Source organism: Sulfurimonas sp. NWX79, from assembly GCF_039667035.1.
GTDB lineage: Bacteria > Campylobacterota > Campylobacteria > Campylobacterales > Sulfurimonadaceae > Sulfurimonas > Sulfurimonas indica.
The window spans coordinates 97,292-122,733 of record NZ_JALCZL010000004.1 but is presented as its reverse complement, the minus strand read 5'-3'; the positions used below and the strand labels follow the sequence as shown (position 1 = coordinate 122,733).

29 protein-coding genes and 1 tRNA gene are annotated in these 25,442 nt (G+C 37.0%); 2 read left to right on the top strand and 28 right to left on the bottom strand.

The features are described 5' to 3' along the window. Window positions 1-613: 613 nt before the first annotated feature. The 18 genes from rplS to MNY27_RS03235 form a co-directional block, all read right to left on the bottom strand. Window positions 614-973 carry a 50S ribosomal protein L19 gene (rplS, locus tag MNY27_RS03320; protein WP_152183428.1) on the bottom strand — a complete coding sequence of 120 codons (360 nt, stop codon included), beginning with the start codon at window positions 971-973 and terminating at the stop codon, window positions 614-616. Between the two features lie 59 nt (window positions 974-1,032). Then, window positions 1,033-1,758: a tRNA (guanosine(37)-N1)-methyltransferase TrmD gene (trmD, locus tag MNY27_RS03315; RefSeq protein WP_152183427.1), complete on the bottom strand. Its 726-nt coding sequence runs from the start codon at window positions 1,756-1,758 to the stop codon at window positions 1,033-1,035. Window positions 1,759-1,760: 2 nt separating this feature from the next. After that, window positions 1,761-2,303 carry a ribosome maturation factor RimM gene (rimM, locus tag MNY27_RS03310; protein ID WP_152183426.1) on the bottom strand — a complete coding sequence of 181 codons (543 nt, stop codon included), beginning with the start codon at window positions 2,301-2,303 and terminating at the stop codon, window positions 1,761-1,763. Next, complete coding sequence (locus MNY27_RS03305; RefSeq protein ID WP_152183425.1) at window positions 2,287-2,523, bottom strand: KH domain-containing protein; 237 nt, start codon at window positions 2,521-2,523, stop codon at window positions 2,287-2,289. Before MNY27_RS03305 ends, rimM begins: the two co-directional genes overlap by 17 nt. 2 nt (window positions 2,524-2,525) lie before the next feature. Then, a complete protein-coding gene (rpsP, locus tag MNY27_RS03300; protein WP_152183424.1) occupies window positions 2,526-2,747 on the bottom strand; it encodes a 30S ribosomal protein S16 in 222 nt (73 codons plus the stop codon). A gap of 249 nt (window positions 2,748-2,996) precedes the next feature. After that, complete coding sequence (gene ffh, locus MNY27_RS03295) at window positions 2,997-4,355, bottom strand: signal recognition particle protein (protein WP_152183423.1); 1,359 nt, start codon at window positions 4,353-4,355, stop codon at window positions 2,997-2,999. 43 nt (window positions 4,356-4,398) lie between these two features. Then, on the bottom strand, window positions 4,399-6,273 hold the full coding sequence (locus MNY27_RS03290) for a sensor domain-containing diguanylate cyclase (RefSeq protein ID WP_246153809.1): 1,875 nt from the start codon (window positions 6,271-6,273) through the stop codon (window positions 4,399-4,401). Between the two features lie 67 nt (window positions 6,274-6,340). Next, window positions 6,341-7,075 (bottom strand): RNA pseudouridine synthase, encoded by a 735-nt coding sequence (locus MNY27_RS03285; RefSeq protein WP_152183422.1) that lies wholly within the window; start codon window positions 7,073-7,075, stop codon window positions 6,341-6,343. 137 nt (window positions 7,076-7,212) lie between these two features. Continuing rightward, a complete protein-coding gene (gene waaA / locus MNY27_RS03280; RefSeq protein WP_152183421.1) occupies window positions 7,213-8,391 on the bottom strand; it encodes a lipid IV(A) 3-deoxy-D-manno-octulosonic acid transferase in 1,179 nt (392 codons plus the stop codon). Window positions 8,392-8,394: 3 nt separating this feature from the next. Beyond that, the gene (locus tag MNY27_RS03275) at window positions 8,395-9,108 is read right to left on the bottom strand and encodes a C4-type zinc ribbon domain-containing protein (protein ID WP_152183420.1); all 714 of its coding nucleotides are present in this window, start codon (window positions 9,106-9,108) and stop codon (window positions 8,395-8,397) included. A gap of 47 nt (window positions 9,109-9,155) precedes the next feature. Further along, complete coding sequence (locus MNY27_RS03270; protein ID WP_152183419.1) at window positions 9,156-9,878, bottom strand: Nif3-like dinuclear metal center hexameric protein; 723 nt, start codon at window positions 9,876-9,878, stop codon at window positions 9,156-9,158. After that, on the bottom strand, window positions 9,875-10,468 hold the full coding sequence (locus tag MNY27_RS03265; RefSeq protein ID WP_152183418.1) for a tetratricopeptide repeat protein: 594 nt from the start codon (window positions 10,466-10,468) through the stop codon (window positions 9,875-9,877). The genes MNY27_RS03270 and MNY27_RS03265 overlap by 4 nt, the downstream gene beginning before the upstream one ends. Further along, window positions 10,468-11,337, bottom strand: coding sequence for a M23 family metallopeptidase (locus MNY27_RS03260; protein ID WP_152183417.1), 870 nt, complete (start codon window positions 11,335-11,337; stop codon window positions 10,468-10,470). The genes MNY27_RS03265 and MNY27_RS03260 overlap by 1 nt, the downstream gene beginning before the upstream one ends. Next, the gene (smpB, locus tag MNY27_RS03255) at window positions 11,337-11,789 is read right to left on the bottom strand and encodes an SsrA-binding protein SmpB (RefSeq protein WP_152183416.1); all 453 of its coding nucleotides are present in this window, start codon (window positions 11,787-11,789) and stop codon (window positions 11,337-11,339) included. Before smpB ends, MNY27_RS03260 begins: the two co-directional genes overlap by 1 nt. Next, window positions 11,782-12,585 (bottom strand): 4-(cytidine 5'-diphospho)-2-C-methyl-D-erythritol kinase, encoded by an 804-nt coding sequence (locus MNY27_RS03250; protein ID WP_152183415.1) that lies wholly within the window; start codon window positions 12,583-12,585, stop codon window positions 11,782-11,784. Before MNY27_RS03250 ends, smpB begins: the two co-directional genes overlap by 8 nt. A 2-nt stretch (window positions 12,586-12,587) precedes the next feature. Next, on the bottom strand, window positions 12,588-12,827 hold the full coding sequence (csrA, locus tag MNY27_RS03245) for a carbon storage regulator CsrA (RefSeq protein WP_152183414.1): 240 nt from the start codon (window positions 12,825-12,827) through the stop codon (window positions 12,588-12,590). Then, window positions 12,821-13,642 carry a tRNA pseudouridine(55) synthase TruB gene (gene truB, locus MNY27_RS03240; protein WP_152183413.1) on the bottom strand — a complete coding sequence of 274 codons (822 nt, stop codon included), beginning with the start codon at window positions 13,640-13,642 and terminating at the stop codon, window positions 12,821-12,823. Before truB ends, csrA begins: the two co-directional genes overlap by 7 nt. Beyond that, window positions 13,639-15,690, bottom strand: coding sequence for a UvrD-helicase domain-containing protein (locus MNY27_RS03235; RefSeq protein WP_152183412.1), 2,052 nt, complete (start codon window positions 15,688-15,690; stop codon window positions 13,639-13,641). The genes truB and MNY27_RS03235 overlap by 4 nt, the downstream gene beginning before the upstream one ends. 128 nt (window positions 15,691-15,818) lie before the next feature. Between MNY27_RS03235 and MNY27_RS03230 the strand changes: the two genes are divergently transcribed. Next, window positions 15,819-16,721 (top strand): LysR family transcriptional regulator, encoded by a 903-nt coding sequence (locus MNY27_RS03230; RefSeq protein WP_152183411.1) that lies wholly within the window; start codon window positions 15,819-15,821, stop codon window positions 16,719-16,721. A 5-nt stretch (window positions 16,722-16,726) separates the two neighbouring features. Here MNY27_RS03230 and MNY27_RS03225 read toward each other — a convergent pair whose 3' ends face one another. Genes MNY27_RS03225 through MNY27_RS03210 form a run of 4 tightly spaced genes read right to left on the bottom strand, consistent with a single transcriptional unit; the run spans window position 16,727 to window position 19,166 of the window. Continuing rightward, window positions 16,727-17,194 (bottom strand): hypothetical protein, encoded by a 468-nt coding sequence (locus MNY27_RS03225; protein ID WP_152183410.1) that lies wholly within the window; start codon window positions 17,192-17,194, stop codon window positions 16,727-16,729. Further along, a complete protein-coding gene (locus tag MNY27_RS03220; RefSeq protein WP_152183409.1) occupies window positions 17,188-17,781 on the bottom strand; it encodes an aminotransferase class IV family protein in 594 nt (197 codons plus the stop codon). Before MNY27_RS03220 ends, MNY27_RS03225 begins: the two co-directional genes overlap by 7 nt. Then, window positions 17,771-18,697: a cysteine synthase A gene (gene cysK / locus MNY27_RS03215; RefSeq protein ID WP_152183408.1), complete on the bottom strand. Its 927-nt coding sequence runs from the start codon at window positions 18,695-18,697 to the stop codon at window positions 17,771-17,773. Before cysK ends, MNY27_RS03220 begins: the two co-directional genes overlap by 11 nt. A 13-nt stretch (window positions 18,698-18,710) precedes the next feature. Beyond that, window positions 18,711-19,166 (bottom strand): low molecular weight protein-tyrosine-phosphatase, encoded by a 456-nt coding sequence (locus MNY27_RS03210; protein WP_346391879.1) that lies wholly within the window; start codon window positions 19,164-19,166, stop codon window positions 18,711-18,713. A gap of 46 nt (window positions 19,167-19,212) precedes the next feature. Here MNY27_RS03210 and MNY27_RS03205 point away from each other — a divergent pair, with 46 nt between their 5' ends. After that, the gene (locus MNY27_RS03205; RefSeq protein WP_346391878.1) at window positions 19,213-19,473 is read left to right on the top strand and encodes a hypothetical protein; all 261 of its coding nucleotides are present in this window, start codon (window positions 19,213-19,215) and stop codon (window positions 19,471-19,473) included. Here the strand turns inward: MNY27_RS03205 and MNY27_RS03200 are convergent. The 6 genes from MNY27_RS03200 to MNY27_RS03175 all read right to left on the bottom strand — a co-directional run bounded on the left by MNY27_RS03200 (window position 19,470) and on the right by MNY27_RS03175 (window position 25,441). Further along, window positions 19,470-20,489, bottom strand: a complete 1,020-nt coding sequence (locus MNY27_RS03200) for an aldo/keto reductase (RefSeq protein WP_346391877.1) — start codon at window positions 20,487-20,489, stop codon at window positions 19,470-19,472. The two genes, MNY27_RS03205 and MNY27_RS03200, sit on opposite strands and share 4 nt — an antisense overlap. 101 nt (window positions 20,490-20,590) lie before the next feature. Further along, window positions 20,591-20,674: transfer RNA gene (locus tag MNY27_RS03195), tRNA-Leu, on the bottom strand. Window positions 20,675-20,727: 53 nt separating this feature from the next. Then, on the bottom strand, window positions 20,728-21,042 hold the full coding sequence (locus MNY27_RS03190) for a F0F1 ATP synthase subunit C (protein ID WP_152183404.1): 315 nt from the start codon (window positions 21,040-21,042) through the stop codon (window positions 20,728-20,730). Window positions 21,043-21,195: 153 nt separating this feature from the next. Next, window positions 21,196-22,536 (bottom strand): FAD-dependent oxidoreductase, encoded by a 1,341-nt coding sequence (locus MNY27_RS03185; RefSeq protein ID WP_346391876.1) that lies wholly within the window; start codon window positions 22,534-22,536, stop codon window positions 21,196-21,198. 59 nt (window positions 22,537-22,595) lie between these two features. After that, entirely contained in the window at window positions 22,596-24,788 is a 2,193-nt protein-coding gene (locus MNY27_RS03180; RefSeq protein ID WP_346391875.1) for a polyribonucleotide nucleotidyltransferase, read from the bottom strand. After that, entirely contained in the window at window positions 24,785-25,441 is a 657-nt protein-coding gene (locus tag MNY27_RS03175; protein WP_152183401.1) for a phosphoribosyltransferase family protein, read from the bottom strand. Before MNY27_RS03175 ends, MNY27_RS03180 begins: the two co-directional genes overlap by 4 nt. Window position 25,442 lies beyond the last annotated feature (1 nt).

The following is a 25,442-nucleotide window of genomic DNA, read 5'->3' as shown; positions in this document are numbered from 1 at the left end:
CAAGATTTAAAAATCATTGGCTTTGTATAGTTATCTATTACTATTGGGAAACCATATTGCTATGGTCTCAAATAGAATAGACGGTTGTTTTTGTTGTTATATTAGTTATTTCTAAATAAGATAACTGATTCGTTATTTCTCAGTCTCTTACTTGCTTAGTTTTCAATGATCTCAAACTTCTGAATCTCTCGACTCTTCAACTCGAAGTGTCTCCGTTTGTGGATGGGAATTATAGAGAAAAATAACTTAATGTTTTATTAAATTCTAGGCATTAATTTCAATAAAAGTTGCTTCTGAAAAATTTGGCACATCATCATAGGAAAATACTGCATAATACTTGTGTACTTCCCTATCACCAAAACTATCATATGTAACAGACAAATTATTGATATACAGGAAAGGTTAAATCATAGACCTAGAAAAGTCCTAAACTATAAAACTCCATATGAGGTATTCTTTGGTAAAATTGCACAATGGATTGACGACTCAAAACTACACTATAAAAATCAGATTGTCGCACTTGATTGTTGAATGGGCGTTATAAAAAAGTATTATTATTGAAAGTTTTATTAAAAGGAAATTAGAAAGTTGAAGAAGGGGAGAGTTAGAAGAATTATTTTCTTCTAAGCTCTTTAATACGTGCTTTTTTACCTGCAAGTCCACGAAGATAGAAAAGTTTTGCACGACGAACACGACCGCGACGAATAACTTTAATCTCGTTGATTGAGTCAGAGTAAATTGGGAAGATTCTCTCGATACCAACACCGTTTGCACCAATTTTACGTACTGTAATAGTTTGACCAGTACCTTGACCACGTTTAGCGATACAAACACCCTCGTAATTTTGTACACGAGTTTTGTCACCCTCTTTAATTGTTACTGCTAAACGAACAGTATCACCAGCACGAAAATCAGGAATGTTTTTCTCAGCGATTTGTGCTTTTTCAAAGTTTTCTATGTACTTATTTCTCATAAGATAAGTCCTTAATTTTATTTTATAAAATGAAGAAAAACTTCATTTTTCTCTTTACGCTAACGCTTGGTTCTCTTTTTTAGAGTATCCAGTGCAGTAGTGCAATTATATTTTATTAGCTGTTCTGGTCTGAAGAACTTGGTCTTACATTCAGATAAGGCTAGTTTTAGTGAGCGAATTTTACTATGATTTCCCTTTAAGTATTCTGATGGAACACTTAAACCTTCATAGTTTTGTGGTTTTGAAAAGCTGGGTGCTTCAAGAAGTGGCGTCTCAAAACTCTCAATCTCTAAAGACTCAGCATTTCCAAGAACTCCGTCTATATTTCTACTTGTTGCATCACATATCACCAAAGAAGCAAGCTCGCCTCCTGTTAATATGTAATCTCCGATAGAATAGACTTCATCGGCATACTTTTCAATAACTCTCTCATCAATCCCCTCATAACGTCCACTCACAAACACTATATGAGACTTTTTTGCTAAACGTTTTGCATCATTTTGCATAAAACGTTTGGCAACGGGAGTTAAGAAGATGATATGAACATCCTCATCTTTTTGTTTCAAATCATCAAGTGCGTCAAAAAGTGGTTGGGGATTCATTACCATCCCAGCACCACCTCCAACTGCTGTATCATCAACTTTAAAGTGCTTGTTCTTTGAGTAATCTCGGGGATTAAGATAATCAATCTCCAAAACACCCTTCTCGATTGCACGCTTTAAAATCGAGTCTTTAAAATAACCCTCAATCAGGTTAGGAAAAAGTGTAACAAATGTATACTTCATCTCTATGATGCTTCTAGTATATCCATAGCGCCACGTAACTCGATACGTTTTGCTTCAATATCTACAGCAACTTTAAACGGCTCTATAAAAGGAACTAAAAAGCTCTTTGGTAAACCATCTTCTACTAAAGATGCATCTGTTACAATACTCAAATAATTTGTAACATTAATTCTCTCGACCTCTTTAACACGGCCAAGTAATTTTCCATTTTCATACACATCACAATCTTCTAAGTCAAAAAAGAAGTACTCACCCTCATTCAAGTGACAGTTTTTTCTTGTCTCTTCGTAAGTTGTAAAAAGTTTCGCATTTGTAAACTTTTTAGCATCTTCTGGATTTGTAATATTGTTTATCTTCACAAGTCCACGATCAAGATTAACATCACTCAAAGTGATTTTCTCTTTTTTGTTTATAAGAAATGATGCTCCAGTTTTAAACTGTTCTGGAAAATCTGACTTAATATGCAACTTCATATCACCTTTGATCCCGACAGTTTTGCCGAGCGTTGCGATATGAAGCAGGGGCTCTCTAGACTGGTTCGACATTTATGCGGTAACTCACACCATCTTTAGCTTTACAGCCAGAGATAACTGTTTTAATGGCACCAATCATCTTACCACTCTTCCCAATCAGTTTACCAATATCTGCCTGATTGGCATAGAGAACTATCTCTGTTATTTCGTCGCCCTCTTGAACTTCAACTCTTATATCATCAGGATTTGATGCTATCAGTCTTGCAAATTGTGCGACAAAATCAGCAATCATGATTAACGACCAGTTATCTTTTTAACGCGATCACTCATTTTAGCACCAACGCCTAACCAGTAATCAACTCTTTCATTATCTACTTTAAGCTCTTTAGTCATTGGGTTGTAGTATCCAATAAGCTCAATCCAACCACCATCTCTACGTTTACGGCTATCTGTTACCGCGATACGGTAAAATGGTCTTTTCTTTCTTCCCATACGAGTAAGTCTAATTACTGTCATTTAATTTCCTGTTTTATATTTTTACCTATTTACTGGTTAAGTCTGTACATTATAAAGAAGAGGGGAGGAAGGTGTAACTGTAGTATAAATTAAAATTTATAAAATAATTTGCTTCCCTCTTACCATCTCTATAGTTGGATGTACACATTTAACCAGTAAAACAGGCTAAGAATCTTCTTATCACAGAGGTATTGTTTAAGAAGATTTTAATTTCGGTGGAATTATAGCTGAACTTTTTTAAAAAAGCAACTATCTTGGCAGACCACCTAGCCCGCCAGGGCCTCCACCCATCTGTCCCATCATAGACTGCAATTGTTTCATGCCATTTTTACCTGAGAATTTCTTTGCCATTTTCCCAGCATTTTTAAACTGCTTAATCATACGATTTATCTCAACAACATCAAGTCCACAACCTTTTGCAATTCTCTGTTTGCGTGAGTTATTTAAAAGCTCAGGGTTTTCTCTCTCTTTTGGTGTCATAGACGCAACCATCGCCTTAATGTTACTTAACTCTTTAGAGTTTTCAAGGTCGAAGTCTTTAATCGCTTTGGACATATTTCCCATTCCTGGAATCATACCCATAATAGAGCTCATAGAGCCCATCTTTTTCATCTGCTCCATCTGTTCTAAAAAATCATTAAAGTTGAATTTTCCTTTTTGAATCTTTTTAGTAAGTTTTTTCGCTTGTTTCTCATCGATTACGTTAGCAGTTTTCTCTGCTAGTCCTTCAATATCTCCAAAGCCCATAAGACGATTTACGATACGCTCAGGTAAGAATACTTCCAAATCTTCCATCTTCTCACCCATACCGATAAAGCGAAGTGGCACTTTTACCTGCGATGAAAGACCAAGTGCAACCCCACCTTTTGCATCACCATCATACTTTGAAAGGATTACTCCATCGATTCCGATTTTTTCTTTAAATGTTGTTGCAGTTCTCACAGCATCTTGACCAGTTAATGAGTCTGCTACATAAAAAATTTCATCTGGTTGTGCTACTTCTTTAACAGCTTGCAGCTCTTGCATCAGTTCATCATCAATAGCTAAACGTCCAGCAGTATCTATGAGAACTACATCAAAGATTTTTGAGTTTGCATATTCAAGTGCAGCTTTGACTACCTCAACAGGATTTTTCGTTGCCTCATCTTCATAGAGTTCTACTTCTATCTGCTGTGTGATTTGACGAAGCTGCTCAACTGCCGCCAAACGCTGTAGGTCGGCTGCAACGATAAGAACTTTTTTACCCTTATTTTTCAAATATGTTGCCAGTTTACCTGTCGTTGTTGTTTTACCAGAACCCTGCAGACCTGTCATTAAAATAACAGTCGGAGGATTTGGAGCAAAAACAAAACCTTTATTTCCACCAACATCTAAAAGTTCATGAAGTGTTTTACGAAGTGCTTCTAAGAATTGGTCTTTTCCAATACCTGCTTTTTTTGTTTCAAGCTCAACACTGCGAATAAGTTCTTTAACAACTTTATGGTTTACATCTGCTTTGAGTAAGTTCTTTTTTAACTCATTTAATGCTTTAGAGAGTGCTTTTTCATCATCGTGAAAACGAATCTTTTTTATTGCATTTGTAAATGAATCTGTTAATGTAGAAAACATATAAGCTCCTGTAAAAAGTACGCAATATTATCTTATTTTTGCTTTATGCTTGCTTTGCTACTTTTACCATATTACGACCGCCCTCTTTTGCTTCATAGAGAGCATCATCAGCCATATCTACACACTGTTCAACGCTCATTCCATGTACAAATGTAGCTACACCAAAAGATGCTGTTTTATGCCCTATAACATTAAACTCATGCTCTGCTATGATTTTACAGAGCTTTTCAGCTAAAAAGGCTGCTTTATCAAGATAGGTATGTGGTAAAATGATTAAAAACTCTTCACCACCCCATCGTCCGACTATATCATCTTTACGAATTGATTTTTGTAACAATGCAGCAAACTCGACAAGGACCTTATCACCTACTAAATGTCCATATTCATCATTCACTGTTTTGAAGTAATCTATGTCTACAAGAATAATACTACACTCTTCAGAGTGTCTGTTAAATCGATAATACTGCTTCATCAGTATCTCATCAAGATAGAGACGATTGTTTATTTTTGTCAACTGATCAATTCTTGCCAGATTTTCCAACTCGAACTCTTTTTCTTTCAGCTCTGTAACATCTGTTAAATAACCTACAAAATTAATAATCTCACCATTTTCATCTCTTACGATAACTGTATTGTCAAGGATCCATTTGATCTTTTTATTTTTAGTAACTATCCTGTATGGTTCATGTGTGAAAAAATAGGCTTCTACTTTGATTGCTGCTTGCACTTCTTGTTCTACTCTTGCAATATCACTACTATGAATACAGTTTATATATGCAACTTTATTTGAAGCAAAATCATTCTGAGAATACTCTAATAAATTCTCAACACTCTTTGATACAAAGCTGACACTCCATTTTTCATCATTATTCCACTTAAAAAGCACAGCATCACTTAAATCAAATAAAGAAAGTAAAATATCTTTATCTTTGGCTTCATTTTCAAGCTCTTTATTTAAAGCATCCACTTTTGACTTTAATTTCGCTGGCAGGATTGACATAAAATATGAAAGAGGTAAAGAGAGAATAAGTACAATAAGTACAACCCATAAAAATTGATAGAAGTTTTCCTTCACTTCTGCTGCAATATAATTCTCTTTTGGGACAAGAATTATTTTTAATCCTTCGTTGTTTGTAATCTTAAGATTGAGTATATAAGAATTCTCACTTTTTACATCTAAAAGGCTCTCCAGATTTTTCCCATTCTCTTTATCAAGATATCTGCTCCATTCGTTTTTATGCTGTGTATTGACTAACATATAATTATCTTTATCAATTAAAAAAACATTATAAATATCACTCTCAACTAATGAGTGTAAAAAATCGTTCACAAAAACATTAATAATCAAAATTCCTTTTCTTTCACCTTTATAATAGTATGGTGTCCCGATACGAATTACAGGCTTTAAAGGTTCCTCTATCTTGCCATGTTCTACATTGAGATCAAGTTTTGAATACCAGTACTCTCCATCCCGAAGTTGCATAAGCTCTTTGAAATAGTACCTTTGTGCCTTGTTTTGTAAATATTTTCTATCAATGATATATGCTTCTTGCCGGGGATTGTTTCGCTCAACACGTATAACTTCATTTCCGTTCTTATCAATATATCGCAGTTGCATAATATCTGAAGATGTTTTTGCGATATCTAAAAAAAGTAATTCTGAGCATTTGCGGATTCTATTTTCTTGAAAGTTTTTCTGAAAAATCTTCGACTCTCGAATAGCTTTTAGTTTTCTCTGTGAAGCTTTAAGGTTTTGTTGAAAATCTTTTTGTATCTCTTCTGCATACAATGCAGCTTTTTTTAAGCTGTCCTGTCTGACAACCTCTTTATTGATTTTCATCATAAGAATCTGTGCAGCAATAGCTAGCAGTAAACCATACATTAAAAATATAAAAAATAGTTTTACTCTAAATGACATAGCATTTCCCAGATGATGAAAATCTTTTTATTGTAGTGTAAGATAATTAATTTATCATAAACTTTTTTTATTCAAAAGTTTTAAAAGATTTCGGTTCCGGTGCGACAAATTCCATTCCAAGTAATCTTACTTTATGAGCATGTAGCATCACACGTTTTGCACGGCGCCCACCATACTGCTCATCACCGACTATCGGATGTTCTATGTATCTTGCATGAACACGAATCTGGTGTGTACGACCATGATGGATAATAACTTTTACTTTTGTCTTTTTAGCACTGACAATATCTGGAAAGAATTCACTTTTTGCCGGTTTTCCTTTTGGAGAGACATTTGATGTGGCACGATTATTTTTTTTCTGCGTGAGGATTGGCTTGTCAACTTCAATTGCCTCGGTCATAATACCCTCAACCCATGCAATATACTCCTTATAAACCTTGTCCTGTGCAAACTCTTTGATAGCACGCTCTCTGAACTCTTCATTTTTTACAAGCATCAAAACACCGCTTGTCTCACGGTCAAGTCTGTGTAGCAGGCGTGCTCCTTTAAACTGACGCTCAATCTCATCTGAATTGACATAAGCAGGTTTATCAATAACAATGATATCACTGTTTTCAAAGATAGGTTTCGCTTTTTCAACTTTTTCTACACGAAAAACTGTTCGCTCATCAATCTCCCCTCGGGCTATCATCACTTTTTTATTTCCTACATAGACAAGTCCTCTGTCTATCATAGATTTTGCCTGAGAGTTTGAAATAGCCTCCTGAATTGCCAATAATTTATATGCTTTTTCTGTTGCCATTATTTTATATTCCTTTAATTTTTTTCAAAAATTCAAGGGAACCTTTTTTCCCTTTTTCTACGCCAAAGGAAGTAATTCCTTTGACTACACTAACGCTTGGTTTTCTTCGGCAGAAAGCCCACGCACCCTTGGTGCTCTTAGCTCATATAATCACGAATTTTTCGAACCACCGGTTCTAAGTTTATCTGCTCTTCTACCATTGAAGGTGGGAGCTCTTTTGCATTTTGTAATGCTTCTTTAATTTCATCTGTTTCAGCGTACTGCACATGGTGCACATACTTAAAAAGCTCTTTTTGGTGAAAAAAATGCTTTCCTGTAATAATCTTACACCCAAAAAAAGCAGGCTCAAGCGGATTATGTCCACCGACATCATCTCGAAATGCTCCGCCTAAAACTGCTATGTCACTGATGGCATAGATATTATTTAGTTCACCCATCATATCGACTAAAACCATATCACTCTCAAGTGCTGTTGTCTGTGAGAACTTCTCAAGAGTCATACCTTCTTCTTTGGCAAATCTTTGCATAAGCTCATAAACAGTTCCAAAACGCTCCGGATGTCGTGGCACGATGATAAGTTTTGCGTGAGGGTTGGCTTTTTTATACTCCACAAAAGCATTCAGTACTGCTGCTTCTTCATCAGGATGTGTACTGCCTGCAACAATAAGCTCACTACCTTTTGGTTTTGTGTAACTCTTTGTTTTTTTAATCTCACCTGCAAGTTTAATATTACCGATAACTTCAATATGTTTGACACCCAAGGCTAAAAATCTGTTCTTATCGACTTCACTTTGTGCATAAACAATATCTACACGACTAAGCAGTCTTTTGTAGAACCATGCAAACTTCATATATTTATCAACGCTCTTATCTGAGATACGGGCATTTAAAAGTATGATCTTTGCTCCTTTGGCAAATGCCACCTGAAAAAGCATATACCAAAACTCAGCTTCCAGAACAATGAGCACTCTCTCTCTTTTAATCCAAAAAGGTAGGTATATCTCATAAGGGAGATAGCGTACCTCAGCATCATATTTTTTTGCTTCTTCATGTCCTGTATGCGTAATTGTCGAAATAAGGGTTTTTACACCATCTAGCTCTTTTACAATCGGCCCGAGTGCTCTTGCTTCACCAAGTGAACAGACATGAAACCATAAAGCATCACGGCTCTTAAAAGGAGGGTTTCTAAAAAGAAAAAATCTTGCAGGAATTGATTCTCTGTACTTTTTTTTAAAAGTAAGCAGTATTAGAAGCGGCAGCGCTATGATAAAAAGCACTGCACTTAAAAGAAAGTAAAAAAGGCTAAAGAGGCCCAAAGCCTACTCTTCGTCAGCTTTCACGTAAAGAATACGTCCACAATGTGGGCATGTTGTAATATCTTCACCTTTGATTACATCTGAATATACTTTATCGCCGATAAGCATATGACAACCCATACAAGCCTGGTCCTCTACAGGTACTACTGTTGTATTTTTTGCCCATCTACGGATTTTTTGATAAAAAGCAAGACCTTTTTGGTTGATGTCTGCTAAAAGTTTCTCTTTTTTCTTGAAAACTTCTTGACGTTCTTTGTTAATTGCCTCAAGTTTTGCATCAACATCAGCTTTTACACTCTCTAAAGAAGTACTAAATTCTTCTAATGAAGCCTGTGCTGCTGCAATCTGCTCTTTTTTTGCTTCGATGATCTTCTCAAGTCTCTCAATCTCTTCATTTGCAAAAGTGATTTGCTCTTTTGCAATTTCTTCCTCGAGTTGAAGTGATTTCATCTCACGTTCAGTTTTTACTTCTGATGATTTTTTTGCATTCTCTTCAAGTTTGGCAGAAAGTTCTGCAAGGTGCAATTCATTTTTTGCTTTTTTTACTTCTTCTTCTTTAATTTCATTCGTTAAATTTTCAATATCTGACTCAATACTCTTGTTTTTTGCAAGTGCTGCTTCATATTTTGAGTTTGCTTCTTCGATTTGAGGCTCAAACGCATCTATCTCTTTATCTACAATAGAGAGATCAATTAGTTGCTTTAAGTGCTTGTTCATTGGAGTCCTTTGGGGTTTTACTGTTATCCATCACAGCTAAAATATACTTAAATATATGTAAATGGATTTTCTGATGACGCAATTATAACTTTTAAACCTAAATTTTTCAAATGCTTTTGTAAAATTTGGGCAAAAAATCGCTCACTTTCATAATGTCCAATGTCAATTAGAGAGAGATTTATACTTTTTGCCTCCATGGCATCATGGTATTTGACATCTCCAGTTAAAAAACAGTCGGCATCCAAACTTCGCATCAGTGAACAACCACTTCCAGTGGTGAGTGCTGCTCTTTTTACAAAATCTCTTGCTTTGACACACTTTGCGTGAGGCAGACCAAAAGCAGATGCAACTTTTTTAGCAAAACTATCAAAATCTTCATTGATATCAAGATAGGCAACAAAACCATCTTTTTGTACTATCTCATACCCTAAGATCTCTGTTGCTACATAATCATTGAGATGTGTCTGATCAAAATTTGTATGCATCGCAATATTGGAGATATTTTTTCGTATCATTTTATGGAGCAGATTTGCAGGATATTTTGAAAATTCCAACTGCTTCAGACCTCCAAAGATAAGAGGATGGTGTGTTATAAGCAGCGTTCCTTCTTCAAGCGAATCAACTAACTCTTCATCCACATCGATACTGAGTGCCACTGTTGTGATGTCTTCATTAAAATCTCCTACCAAAAGTCCTGAATTATCCCAGGACTCTTGCAACTCAAAAGGAGAAAGTTCATTTAAAAGTTCATATATCTCTAAAATCTTCATTCTTTTTCTCCCTCGAGTTTGGCTAATTCCTCTTTTGCTTCTGTAAAATCAGCATCCAACTCCAGTGCTTTTTTATACATCTCTTTTGCTTCATCAAGATGTTTCATATCAACGAGTAAGTTTCCATAGTTGTAATATGTGATCGGATTTTTATCATCGATATCCAAGGAGGCATTGAGATGATTTCTTGCACTTGCAAATTCACCCATTTTTCTATAGAGTGATGCTATTGCCTGATGGATGTAGGTATTGTTAAGGTCTAAGTCCAGTGCCTCTTTATAATACTCCATCGCTTCTTCGTCTCTATCTTGTTCTGTTAGGACATAACCCATTTTAAAGAGTGTTTCTGGATTTTTCGGTGTTTTTATATTTACTTCCGAGTAGATAGCAAGTGCTTTTTGCAAGTCACCCTTTTGCATTGCTTCATCTGCTTTATCCATCAATGAGGGAGCATCAAAAGTTGAGAAAGCCTCTGCACTTCTTGGCTCATCACTACTCTCTTGCGGATCTTGCAGTGTCTGTATATGCTGATAAATTTTATATGCGAAAAATGCCGATGCTCCAAGCATCAAGAGTTGAAAAAATGTCATTAATTTTGTACCTTTAATAAATTATTGTTAAGCAGCGATATTAACTGCAACGGGTCAACCTGTACTCCAGCTATTCTAGCACTAAAATGCAAATGAGGACCTGTTACACGTCCACTTTGACCGGATAAACCAAGCTTTTGCCCTTTTGTAACTACTTGACCCTCTTGTACATCAAACTTGCTCATATGAAAATAACAAGTATATATTCCTTCACCGTGATCAAGTATAACCGTTCCGCCTGAATAGAATCTATTTTTCACAAGTGCTACTTTTCCATCATTGGCAGCGATTATCGGCGTACCAGTTTTTGCTCGAAAATCTGTACCGCTGTGATACCCTTTGAGTGAACCGTTATAGACTCTTGCTTTTCCAAATTCACTCGTAATCTTGCTTTGCATCGGTAAAATAAAAGGCTCACGCAGGTAGCTTTTTGGTGTTACACTCTTATATATCCTCATCGCTTCACTGTACTCTTTGGCAATACGTTTTTTTACCTTTGGTGATTTTGGATTGACTTTTGATGGGTCCACATGAATCGTCTCTTTTGCATACTTTCCACGAACAAGTCTTAAAAAGAGCAACTTTTGTTTTAGAGTATCGTTCTCTTTATAATAAAGTTCTAACGTTTTTGTAGCCGGTTTGTCGTAGTAAGAGAAGGGGATGAGTGCATAAAAACTCCCTTTTTCACGAGGGGAAGGAAAAATCTGATACTTTTTACCATCTACCTGTATGCTTTTGTATTCTACAGAAGGCTCATATTTAAATTTTATAAGTGAGCTTTTACCATTTGCCAACTCTTGATTGATTATCTCAAAATTAAAAGCCAAAAGAGCTACACTGCTCCATAAAAAAAGCAATATGATTCGCATCAGTAATCCTTCATAGCCCTTGCTATATCACGTTTTTGATCGCGCTCTTTAAGGTCATTTCTTTTATCATGAAGGTGTTTTCCTTTTGCCAGAGCAATTTGGAGCTTTGCGATATTTCTATTGTTAAAGTAAAGTTGCAGAGGCACTACCGTATAACCATCACGATCGACTGCTTTTTGCAGTTTTGCCAACTCTTTTTTATGTAAAAGCAGCTTTCTTGAAGCTCGCTCTTCGTGTCCGTAAAAGTGGTGTGTAGTATCGAGTCGTCCGATGTGCGCATTAAAGAGATAGGCTTCACCTTTGACAAAACGGATAAAACTGTCTTTGAGGTTTACTCTATGCGCACGGATACCTTTGACTTCACTACCACTAAGTACGAGTCCCGCCTCATATTTATCTTCTATAAAATAGTCATGATAGGCTTTTTTATTTTTTGCTATTGTCTCACCCATTTTCTACTTCTTTATCCTTTAACTTAAAAAAACTGCTCCCACTACCACTAAAAAAGTAACCTTGTCTGTAATGTTCTTTAAGCTCTTTGTACTCTTGCAGTGCCGGCGCAAAAAGATCATTGGCCTCTTTAGCACTCATATGCTCTAAAACCTCACGTGAGCTCGTCTCTTTTAATTGCTGTGCTTCAAAACCATCTATCGGCTCATAAAAATTTTCTCTGTATACCTGATAAACCTTTGGTGTAGATATCTCTATCTTTGGTGTAAAGATATCAAAGCTAAGTGGCTCCTCTTCAAAAGGCTCTACTACCTCTCCTATGCCACTGACATTTGCACTTGCATAGCCATAGATGAAAAAAGGTACATCTGCACCCACTTCAAGACCGATGGATGCCAGCTCATTGAGGCTGAGCCCAAGATGCAGTACTTCATTACACATTTTCAAGTATGTCGCTGCATCACTGCTGCCACCACCAAGACCGGCAAAAGCCGGGATGTTTTTTGTGACCTGCAGAGCATGTGTCTGCATCAACTTTTCTAAAGCTTCCGAATTTGTTGCATTTTTGAGTGCCCCATAAGCTTTATAAATAGTGTTTTGTTTTGTATCGCAAGAGAAATCACCAACAATCTTAAACTCATTTGTTTTTGCATCAATACTCTCTTTGGAAATAAAAGAGAGCTCATCATACAAGTCATCAATACGCATAAAACGTGAGACTATTTCATGATAGTTCTCTCGTTTGCCTGTGATTTTTAAAAAAATATTTACTTTGGCATGAGCCTTATATTTTTTCATCTCTATGATTTCCCTAGCAACTTACTTAATGAATTCAGCTCATCCTTATCGATGCCATCTTTTTGTACCGCAGCTCTGTTCGATGCTGTCACTTCTTGTATAAGCTCACTTCTTATGATGGAAACCTCACGTGGAGCATCAATGCCTAGCTTGACTACACCATTTTCCACAGAGACAACCTTGATGGTGATATTATCGCCAATGACAATCGATTCATTTAATTTTCTTGCAAGTACTAACATTGGATTCTTCCTAATTCATATTTTACACTATTTTGACTTATGGTTATAATAGAGATATTCTCCCCATTATCAAGCCAGTAAGTTCCTTCATCTTGCACTTTAAAATCCTCTAAAGCAAGAACTCTTCCATATCTTACATTCTGTTCATCACCCAAATAGAAATTCTGAGGAATACTCAGTGATTTTTTGATATCGAGCGGTTTTTCATTCTCATAGATAAACTGCCCTTCACAAAGCCGCTCAAGCATACTCAGACTGCCATGTTCCAAACCAAGTCGCTGTGCAATGATACGTCCAAGTGAACGAATATATGTCCCCTCGCTTACTGTTGCTTCAAATGTCACAAAAGGATGGCAGTAAGCAAGTAGTTTTGTCTCATAGATTGTTGAGTTTATCTTATTTAGCGTAACTTCTTTACCTGCACGTGCCAAATCATAGGCACGCTGTCCATTAATGCGTTTTGCACTAAAGATAGGAGGTTCATACTCCAATGCACCTTCTAATGACTTGACAGCCTCTTCAACCTGCGTAAGAGATAGCTCGGGAACAATATTTACCTCGTCAATCATCTCAATATCAAGTGAGTCACTTTTAGCACCAAGCCACAGTGTTGCTCTGTACTTTTTGGGTGTTTTATTTAAAAAACGAAACAGTTTTGTATGACTTCCAAAACCAACTAGCAGTACCCCTTTTGCAAATGGATCAAGCGTACCTGCAAAACCCGCTTTTTTATCATTGTACTTTTTTTTCAGAGAATAGAGAAACTTGTTTGAACCAATACCGCTTGGCTTGTAAGCAACAAAAAGGCGATTCATAGTCTTTCTACAAAAGATGCCAAAATATCACGTTTTGTTCCGGCAAAATTGATCTGCAGCTTAAACTCACGTCCTGATTTACTAACCCCTGTTACACGACCTGTACCAAAAATCTTATGGCGAACAAGATCACCCTTTTTAAAAGCTGTGTTTTTCTCAACAATCAAAGAGCCGTCACAAAGCCCTGCTTCATTGAAGAACCTGCTCTTTGCCAGATCACTTCTGCGTCCTTTGTAAAAACGGCTGGCTGCGTGAGAGAGAGTCAGTGTCTCTTTCGCACGGGTAAAAGCAACATAGCCAAGACGACGTTCTTCTTCAAGATCACTGCCATCACCGACAAGTGGTAAAAAGCCCTCTTCCATTCCTATGACAAAGACATGTTCAAACTCCAGACCTTTAGAAGCATGAATACTCATCATATAGATAGACTCACCCTCAACCTGATCCTGTTCACTCTGCAGTGTCAGCTCATTTAAAAACTCATCCAAAGAGGCTTCAGGGTTGTTTTTTATAAAATCTCTAAAGAGTCCGTAAAATTCATCCATATTGAGTATTCTCTCTTGAGCATCCTGCATATTTGCATAGATATCTTTGAGATGAAAAGTATCTTCTAATACATCGATAAACTCATAGGTTGACTCTTGTGCAACCTTTGCCACATCTGCAATATCTGCGACAAACTTTTTCAATGTTGCTGCATTTTTCTTCTTTACAAGCGCTTCAAGCTCTGTGAGATCTACATTTTTTAGATACTCAAAGATAGAACTTCCCTTTACGTGAGCTGCCAGTTCAATCTTATCGACACTTGCCTTTCCCAGTCCGCGTTTTGGCTTGTTTACAATGCGTTTAAAAGAGAAATCATCATGGTTGTTTGTAATGACACGGATGTAAGAGATAAGATCCTTAATCTCCGCTCTGTCATAAAAGCGGACACCACCGACAAGCTTGTAACCAATACCCGCACGGTTAAGCCCATCTTCTATGGAACGAGAGAGTACATTTACACGGTACAAAATTGCTATCTCACTGGCACTCACACCTGAGTCCAAAAGCTTTTGCACTTTGATGGCAATCTTTCTTGCTTCTTCATTCTCATCATTGGAATTTAGCGTTGTTACATCATCACCCGAGCCTCGTGTGGCAATGAGCTTTTTGCCAAGACGTGAACGGTTGTGTTCGATGAGTGCATTGGCAGTTTTTAAAATTGGAGCACGTGAACGGTAGTTCTCCTCAAGTTTAAAAACATTGGCACCTGTAAAATCATCATCAAACTCCATAATATTTCGAATATGTGCTCCACGCCATCCATAGATTGATTGGTCATCATCACCAACCACACAAATATTGTTGTGTGATGTACAGAGTTTTTGGATCAGTTTTAATTGCAACTCATTAGTATCTTGATACTCGTCTATCATAATGTATTGGTATTTTTGTGACGTTTTTTCTGCAAGCTCCGGATTTTCATCAAGGAGTTTGTATGTCAGTGCTATCAGGTCATCAAAATCCACAAGATTGTTCTCTTTTAAATACTCTTCATACTCACGGTACACTTCGGCAATCTGTTTGTAATTAAAGAGTTCTGCCTGCTTATAGGCATCATCGGGACTCATTAAAGAGTTTTTATAACGGGATATTTCACTCGCTATTAGTGGAGTCGGTAATTCTGAGTTTATCTTTTTAATAATGCGTTTTTTATCATCTGTATCAATAACTACAAAATTATTCTGACGATCTAAAAGATGAATGTTAAATTTTAAAAAGAGCAGACCGAACTTATGGAAAGTACATAGAAGTGGTGGATATGCACCGTTTTTCTCCATCATCTTCATGGAACGTTCTTTCATCTCACGTGCTGCTTTATTGGTAAAAGTAAGTGTCAATGTATTTGCCGGCGGAATACCTACAACCTCAATCAAATATGCCAAGCGTGAGACAATGGTTGTGGTTTTTCCACTTCCGGCACCTGCTAGAATAAGCACAGGTCCCTCTGTCTGTTTGACTGCAGCAGATTGAGACTCGTTTAAATTTTTAAATATTTTTTCCATAAAAGTCCACTATTTTTGTAAAGTAGTAATATTATAACAAAAAAAGCCACAAATTATTACAAAACTATTGCAATAATTATAATTATGAGTTATAATTTTGTTTATTATTAATACTTATAGGAATTATTATGTTAAAAGATTTTGCCAAATTACAAACATTTTTAATGGTAATTAAAGAGAAAAGTTTCTCTAAGGCGTCCGCTAAACTAGGTATTTCTCAGCCTGCTGTTACACAACAGATAAAATTTATCGAAGACTATCTCGATACAAAAATCGTTGAGAGAAAAAAGAATGGAATCGTACTTACCAAAGAGGGTGAAGATCTTTATCGCATTGCTCTAAGACTTGAAAAAGCGATCCAAAACTCTGAAAAAGAGCTCTTAAAAATCATCAATAAAGAGTTTACTTTTGTAATGGGTTCTTCTTTTGCAATCGGAAACTATGTTCTTCCTAACTATCTTGGCGAGATTAAAAAACGCATTGATAATGAAGTATTTATGAATGTTGATGTCTCTGCAAATATCATTGAACAACTCGAAGATAAAAAGATAGATGTTGCACTGATCGAATCTCCTGTTTTTAAAGAAGGTGTAATTTACAGAGAGTGGGTTGAAGATGAACTTGTACTTTTTTCTAATCAACCAATCAAAAAACACTTAAGTGCAGACGATCTGCTTGAGTTTGACTGGATCTGTAGAAATGAAGACTCACATACAAGAAAACTTACTTCAGAAGTTTTTGAAGAGATCGGTGTACAGTGTAACAACTTCAATGTTATTGGGGTACTTGCTTCTCCAACAGCGATTAAAGAGTCTATTTTACATGCAGATAAAACTGCTGAGCGTCCATTGGTTTCTATTATGTCACGCCATGTTATTAAAGCGGAAGTAGAAAACGGTACACTCTTTGAAGCACGTCTAAAAAATCATAAAATCACAAGAAACTTCTACATTGCTTATCTCAAAGACAGAAAACATGATGCCTTTGTAGATAATGTAGTAAATTATCTTCTCTCTTTAAACAGAGTATAAAACTTTTACTTCTTTTTTAGGAATTTTGAGTTTTCAGGATTTGCTAAAAAAGATTCCATGGAGTTTTTCACTCCTTTTTCATCGATATTTTTACTTTTTTCTTCCTCTTTTTCTTTATTTTCAACTGCTATATTTATAAAAAGAGGAGTCTCATCGACAATAATTTGTAAAATGCTCAGTAGAGGAACAGATACGACACTGCCAAAGTTCTCACTTCCAAAACCTGCTTCAAAGATAAACATCTCATCTTCAATACGCGCCGTCTCAAAAGTATAACCTGCTAGAAAAAAGAGTGTCAATGGTCGAAACTCTGCACTCATGCCATCTGGCAGTTCTGGATTAAATGAAACATCTTCTATTTTACAGAGAATTCCGAAATTTTGCTCCTTTTGAAAAAAGAGCACTACCAACTCTTCTATATGTCTTTTCATCATTTTTGCAAAATCTCTATCTTCTATTAAACTCTCTAGCAAATTATTTCCTCTATCTTTTTATCTGTAATTATATCAAAATCTATCATTGCGTTCATCACTGCCAGTTTCTCAAAACGATTCAATGACTCTGTAGGAATATCTGCTTCTTTTAAAAAACCACTCTCAAGTAATCTCTGACGTGTTGTACCTGCTAAAAGCGGTTTTTTTGGTGTTAGCCATAGATCTCCATCAAAACAAGCAATATTGGCAATCGTTGTATCTGTTACAAGTCCATTTTGTACAATGAGAATATCATCACACGCTTCTCTTTTTGCAAAAAGTCTCTCTAAGGCTTCTCTATTGGCATATTTTTTATCATACGCAATAGTATCAGAATCTATTAGTTTTAAGCTCTTCATATTCCGTTTTTTATACGGATGATAGCTCTGTGTGAGCTCTCCATCTGTACTGTATAGTACACGACAGCGATAGAGCCCTTGATGTGGTGGTTTTAAAATATCTTTGAGTTGTATAAAGTTTTCTATACCAAAAGAGCGCAGTGTCCTTTCATAACGTTGTTGATGATATGCAAGATTGCATAGTTTGCCATCAAGAACTTTAATCGTCTCTAAAAATTCAATCTTCACTAAAAAGTTCTGTAGAAAGATATCGCTCGCCCGTATCACAAAGAATCGTTACAATCGTTTTACCAGCAAACTCTTTGCGTGAGCCTACCTGCATCGCTGCATAAACATTTGCACCTGCTGATATTCCTACCAAAAGCCCTTCTTGTTTTGCCAACATTTTCGCAGTTGCAATGGCATCTTCATTACTCACTTTTATCACTTCGCCATAAAGTGAAGTATCTAAGATATCCGGTACAAATCCAGCCCCGATCCCCTGAATCTTATGAGGGGCTGGACTCTCTCCAGAGAGAATTGCCGAAGCCTCAGGTTCAACTGCAAAAACAGCAATTTCAGGAAGCTCTTTTTTTAGAATCGTAGATGTTCCTGTCAGTGTACCACCTGTTCCAACAGCAGCTACAAAAGCATCAAGATTACTCTCTGTATCGCGCAATATCTCACGTGCCGTTGTAAGCCTGTGAATTTCAGGATTTGCAGGATTTTGAAATTGCTGCAGGATTACAGAATTTAGTGTAGCCTCACGCAGCTCCTCTGCTTTTGCTATCGAGCCTTTCATCCCTTTTGCTGCAGGTGTTAAAACAAGCTGTGCACCGAGTGCCTTTAAAAGATTACGACGCTCTACGCTCATAGAGTCCGGCATCGTTAAGATCAGTTTCAAACCTTTTGCTGCACAGATAGACGCAAGGGCAATACCGGTATTTCCACTTGTCGGCTCGATGATTGTTGTTTCTTTTGTAATTGTTCCATCTTCCATACCACGGCGTATCATATTGAAGCCTATTCTATCTTTTACTGAAGAGCTCGGATTCATAAACTCACACTTTCCTAAAATAGTCGCACCACTCTCTTGTGAAGGAAAATTGAGTTTCACTAAAGGGGTATTTCCAATCAATTCCGATACATCATTTGCTATATTCATTCTATTATTCCTGCTATTGCGTCAATTTTTCAAATTTTACACTAAAAAGGTTATTTACACAAACTTCTATCATGCTAAAGACCTCTATAAAGCCATCAAAACCATCAAAAAAGTAAGGGTCTGGCACATCTGCGCCATCATATCCAAAATCTCCAAGTTTGACGAGATTTTGAGCACCCATCTGCTTTAAATACTCAAGATTACTTTCATCAAGAGCTACAATAAGCTCAAAATTTTCAAAATCTTCTGGCTTTACTTTTCTCGCACGTAAAGAACTGATATCTATGCCATGCATCGAAGCTACTTTAACAGCGTTCTCACATGGAGACTCTCCAAGATGCCAACCACCTGTTCCAGCAGAATCGACTGCTATGTTCACACCCATATTTTGAACTTTTGCTTTCGCTATTCCTTCTGCCAATGGCGAACGACAGATATTTCCTAAACAGACAAAGAGAACAGATTGCATAAATATTGCCTTTTTTTGCTAGAATTATACTAAAAAAGGTTTACTTGTGGCTATTTATCAAAGTGATGGGAAAAAACTTATAGATGTTGAGTATGATGTCATCCCTCAAATCAATGATATCATTGATGGTATGCGAGTTTTATCTGTCGATATGAAAAGTATTGAAGAGTATGCCGTATTTTTACTAGAACCGCTGAGTAGACATATTATCTGCTATATCTTTGATGAGATTTTCATAATCGGAAAATCTGATGAGTTTGAAACACTGAGTGATGCCATCGAGGCATGGAAAGCCGGGGAGATCTAACCCATAGGGTATAAAATCTCATTGTGAACTGCATCACAGGCATCTAAAACTTCTTGACTCAGCTCCAAATCCATCGCAGCTAAAGTAGCATCCAACTGCTCCGGTTTTGTAGCTCCAATGATAGTCGATGCCACAAAATCAAACTGCTTCGACCATGCCGTTGCCATTGTAACTGGATCTAGTCCCGCATCGGCTGCGATTTTAAGATACTTCTGCGTGGAAGCGAGTGTTTTTTCATTAACAAATCGTGCTGCCATCAGACGCTGTCTTTTATCACTTGCTTTCATATAACTGCTAAATCTTCCCTCTTTAATCTCAGCTTGATTGTATTTTCCACTCAGTACTCCGCCACCTAACGGTGAGTATGAAAGCAGTGAAATACTTTCTTTTCTACAAAGTGTTGCAAGTTCATCTAAAAAACGGCGATTCAATAAAGAGAAATTGTTCTGAATAGACTCAAATCGTGCATACTTTTTAAACTCTGAAGTCATCAATGCTTTTGTTGTTCCATAGGCTGTATCATTGGATGTTCCGATGTAGCGTACTTTTCCACTTTGAACAAGCCGGTCAAAAGCCTTCAGACTCTCTTCAATAGGTACTACAGTGTCCGGCCAATGCATCTGATACAAGTCTATGTAATCAGTCTGCAGTCGCTTTAAACTTCCCTCTACTGCTCGTTCAATATGAAAACTGTCAATTGCAGTTAGACCATGTCGAATGGGAGGAACAAACCATCCGTTTGCAGCACCGGCAACTTTTGAAGCAAGTATGACACTATCACGTGGTTTCGTTTTTAGCCATCTGCCTACTATCTCTTCTGTTAGACCTGCTAGTTTGGCATTTGGTGGAACTGGATAGAGCTCTGCCGTATCGAAAAAATTCACTCCAGCATCATAAGCTTTATCCATTATTTCAAATGCAACTTTTTCATCCGGAGTCTGCGTACCAAAGGTCATCGTACCCATACAGATAGGAGATACCCGTAGACCAGTTCTGCCAATATAGCGATATTTCATGCCATGCCTTTTGAAGATTATTTAGAAACATTGTATGCAAAGTAGCTTTAAAGTTTGATGATTATAAAAATGAAATTTTGAAAAATATCTATTTGAAAGTATGGTGCGCAGAGGGGGAGTTGAACCCCCACACCCGAAGGCACAACGACCTCAACGTTGCGTGTCTACCATTCCACCACCTGCGCAGTTAAAAAAGATGTCCGACTCCTAAAGAGTCGAACTGAGGTATATTTAAGTCTTAACCTAAATATGGGTTAGCGTAAAGTGCGATTAACGCAATTACGAGTGCATAGATAACTTGTGCTTCGATCATTGCAAGAGCGATGAACATTGTAGTCATAAGTTTCGCACCTAAACCTGGGTTACGAGCTGTACCAGCGATAGTTGCAGCAGCAGTGCTACCCATACCGATAGCTCCACCAAGTGCAGCTGTACCGATAGCTAAACCAGCAGCCAGCATAGAGTATGCTTTAAGAGTTTGGTTTGCAACTTCACCGTCGTTAGCAAACGCTGCAGCAGATAATGCTACTAAAAGAAAAAGAATTTTTTTCATTGTAAGTTCCTTTAAATTATTACAACCCGTTCGGATAGCGTAACCTCATTTTGTATCATGAAGCAACCGTAACATAAATGCCACGATTTCCCTACTAGAAATTGATAGGCGAATTATAACCGCTCTCTTATAAAAAGTAGTTTAAACTGCTTTTTAATTAAACATATCCGTATACATTGCCTTCGCCCAATCATAAGCACCTGCAGCATTCTTTTCTCCATGCTCTCCTTTCCATATTTCATCTGTTACAGGTGTAGCAAATTCAAATTGACCGACCTTTTTATTGTATGCATATTCTGAATGAATAAAGATACCTCTTTCTGGTTTTATGGAGACTAAAGATATACATACAGTTACAGGTGTTTCCCACTGAATTTTTGGCCCTTTATTGATTTTTCCAGCAATAAGACGTGCAACATATTTTGCTTCTGTATTGGAAGTGTTTCCAGATTTTGAAAAGCCCATAGGACGAGCGTCACCGCTGACAAAGATATTTTCTTCTCCTATCACTTCATAAGTAAAAGGGTCAATGTTTGCTTCCATTTTATTATAGATGGTATCTTTTGCAAATCCAAGCATCTCTAAGAGTTTCCCGCCTCTGACATGTGGATAAAATGATGCATCTTCAAAGCTGAACTCATCAAACTCTGTCGTTACTACTTTTTTATCTAAATCTATCTCTTCTATCTTTGCATTTGGCACATACTCTAAATAATCACTATACAACTCTTTCATAGCAGTATGAAAACCATGCTCTTTAATCGTAATATCATTGTTTTCATCCAAAAGAATTACTTTTGCTTTAATACCTTTGCTTTTAAAATAGTCTGCCACCATACAGGCTCTCTCATACGGTGCAGGAAGACATCGGTAATTTCCACCCGGAACGGTAAAGATAAAATTACCACCTTTGAAGTTTAAAATTTTCTCACGTAGCGTCATATGTTCACTTCCTGGCTTAAATGCAGCAGGGTACTCATTTCTGAGTCTGTTTTCAAGAACTTTGTCATCTGTCCAAAAAGAGTAATCATAATCAATTCCAGGAGCAAGAGCTAGATAATCGTACTCGATATCACCATTGGTAGTTTTTAAGATTTTTGCCTCTTTATCTATACCGTAGACAGAAGCTTGAAAATAGGTGTAGTTGTTCTCACGAGCACCCTGAAGATAATCATGTGTCAAAAACTCCAGATCAATCTTATCAACCAGCCAAAGGTTGCTCATAGGACACGATACAAACTCAAAACGCTGCTCAACCAAAATAACTTCAGCCTGAGGAGCTTCAATTTTTAGCTGTTTTGCAAGAGAGAGACCAGACCATCCACCACCGACAACAACAACTCGAGGAGAAGCAGTTTTTGGAAATGGTAAAAATGATGTTGGTAATTGTACTTTTTTAGGAGGTTTTATCTCCTCTTTTGTACATGCAGAAAGTGCAGTGGCAGCTACTGTTGCTGCTGAAATTTTAAGCGCATCTCTTCTGGATATCTTCAATGCTCTATCCTTATATGATTTTATACACATAAGGATATCAAATATAACTAAATGATTTCTTACTCAGCCATACCGAGTGAAATTTTATTTCCTTTAAACTCAAGTATCTCTACTTTTACCTTTTGTCCTTCACTCAGTACATCTTTGACATTATCGACTCTCTCTTTAGAGATTTTTGAGATATGGAGTAGTCCGTCAGTCCCATCTGGAAGCTCAACAAAAGCACCAAAATCAACAATACGTTTTACAACACCATCATAGACTCCGCCAACTTCATACTTTATCTTCTCTTTTTTTGGAGTATTGACAATTTTTTCAATGTGTGCTTTTGCACCATAAACGCCCTCTTTGTTCTTACCGGTGATTTTTACCTTTCCATCTTTTTTATCAATATCAATTGCCACTTCAAACTTCTCAATGATCTCACGAATCGTTTTTCCGGCCTGACCGATAATCTCACCGATAAATCCAGGGTCTATATGGAAATGCTCCGTTGACGGAAGTACACCATCATTAAACTCTATCTTCTCTTCAGCTTCTAGCATGATATCTATAATGTGACTACGTCCCTCTTTTGCCTGATAAAGAGCTTCTTTAAGAACATCAAGTGAAATACCACCGAGTTTGATATCCATCTGCATAGCAGTGATACCCTCTTTTGAACCAGTTACTTTAAAGTCCATATCACCATCATGGTCTTCGAGTCCCATGATATCTGATAGAATCGCATACTTGTCACCATCACTCACCATTCCCATCGCAATTCCAGCAACTGTATCACTTGTATCTATATCTGCTGCACGAAGGGCCAAATAACCACCACATACTGTAGCCATTGAAGAAGAACCGTTACTCTCTAAAATCTCTGAAACCAAGCGAACAGTCTGTCCATCAAGATTTACAATCGGCTCTAATGCACGTTTAGCCAAGTTACCGTGACCGAGTTCACGTCTTTTTGTTCCCATGATCGGACTTGCTTCACCAACTGAGAAACCTGGAAAGTTATAGTGCACCATAAAGTTCTCATTTTGTGTGCCTTCATCAGTGAGACCTTCAAACATCTGTGCATCTTTTGGTCCACCCATAGTAAGGACAACAAGTGCCTGCGTTTGACCACGAGTAAAGAGACATGAAGCGTGTGCAGCGGGTAATATATTTGTATCGATGCTAATAGGTCTTACTTCATTTAAAGCACGACCATCGGCACGAACTCTCTCATTTAAAATCTGTGCTCTTACAAACTCTCGTTTAACAGCTTCAATGGCATCTTTTAGCTCTAACTCAAGCTCAACATCTGCCCACTCCTCCTTGGAAGCAATAATATTTTTACGAAGCTCACGCAGTGCAGTTGAACGTTCTGATTTTGCCATTTGGGAGAGTGCATCTTCAATGTCACTGAGATGATTTTCTTTTACATACTCTACCATTTCATTGTTAAGCTGGTGTGCTTTTAATTCTAGTGGTTTGATATCTTTTTGGTATGGTCCAAAAGCCACTTCATACTCTACATTGGTAGCGAAAAGCACCTTTTCTGTTTTATCTAGCACTTCGATAAGTTCATCTTCATTCATGGCATTTGATACATGCTGTGAGAGAACAATTGTTCCGATAGATGGGTCCATAATAGGATCTAGTACAGGTTCTGGAATCTCTTCGACTTCAATATTTTCACTACCGATTGAGCGCATCTCAATCATCAAGAGTTCCTCTGTTGTTCCTGAGAGATACAAATCAAGTGTTGAGTTTTTGAGTTGCGTGAGTGTTGGATTTAAAATCAACTCTCCATCAACTTTTGCAGCACGAACAGCAGATACGCTTCTGTTGATATCTATGTCTGAAACATACAACGCAGCTGAAGCAGCATTGAGTGCTAGAACCTGCATATCAGATTCACTGTCAGCTGAGAAAACCATAATCGTAATTTGTGTTGGATGTCCAAAACCTTTTGGGAAAAGCGGACGCAGACTTCTGTCAACAATACGAGAAGTCAGTGTCTCAAAATCACTCGGCTTTGTCTCACGTTTGAAAAATCCTCCCGGAATCTTTCCTGCAGCATATGTCTTTTCTATATACTGTACAGTAAGTGGTAAAAAGTCATCTTTTACTACTTCAGTCTCATCAATAACCACTGTTGCAAGAATGACCGTTTTACCTGATTTTAACCATGTACTTCCATTTGCCTGTTTTGCAACGTATCCAAAACTATACGCTTCTTCTCTGTTTTCTAAATTTAACTCTACATCATATTTCATCTGTTTTCCTCTAGTATTTTTTCAATATTTTCATCATCTATCTTTTCTAAATTTTTGTAGTACAGATCTGTCTCTACATAATCATCAATGTCATATAAAAAAAAGATATCATCCACAAAGGTCTCTAATACTTCTAGCACATCTTTAGGAAGGACTGGAACAGCAATATAGACTGCCTTTGGCTTTTGTGCCAGAACAGTCTTGAGCGCTGTCATAAATTTTGTACCTGTTTCACTTCCCTCATCCACAAGTAAAACCACTTGATTTTGCATAGATGGAAAAGGCTGACCTTTTCGATATTGATATATATGGCTAAGTATATCCTCTTCATGCTTTCTATGCGCTTCACCATAGATATAATCGTACTGAATATCAAAGGCATTGATAAGATTTTCATTAAGGACTATCTCTTCTGTCTCGCTTACACGTGCCACTTCACATTCAGGATTATTTGGAGCCATAATGGCTTCTAAAAAGAGAATTTCCAAAGAGTTTTTGAGTCCATCTTTAATATAAGAGCCTAGCTCCAATCCACCCTTCGATACCGCTACAATATTCCACTCTTCTTCTTTAAGCTTTTGCATTGGCATAATATCAATAAGTCTTGTAGCTGCATCTTCTCTGTCTTGGAGCATATGTTTATATTTTTGCATA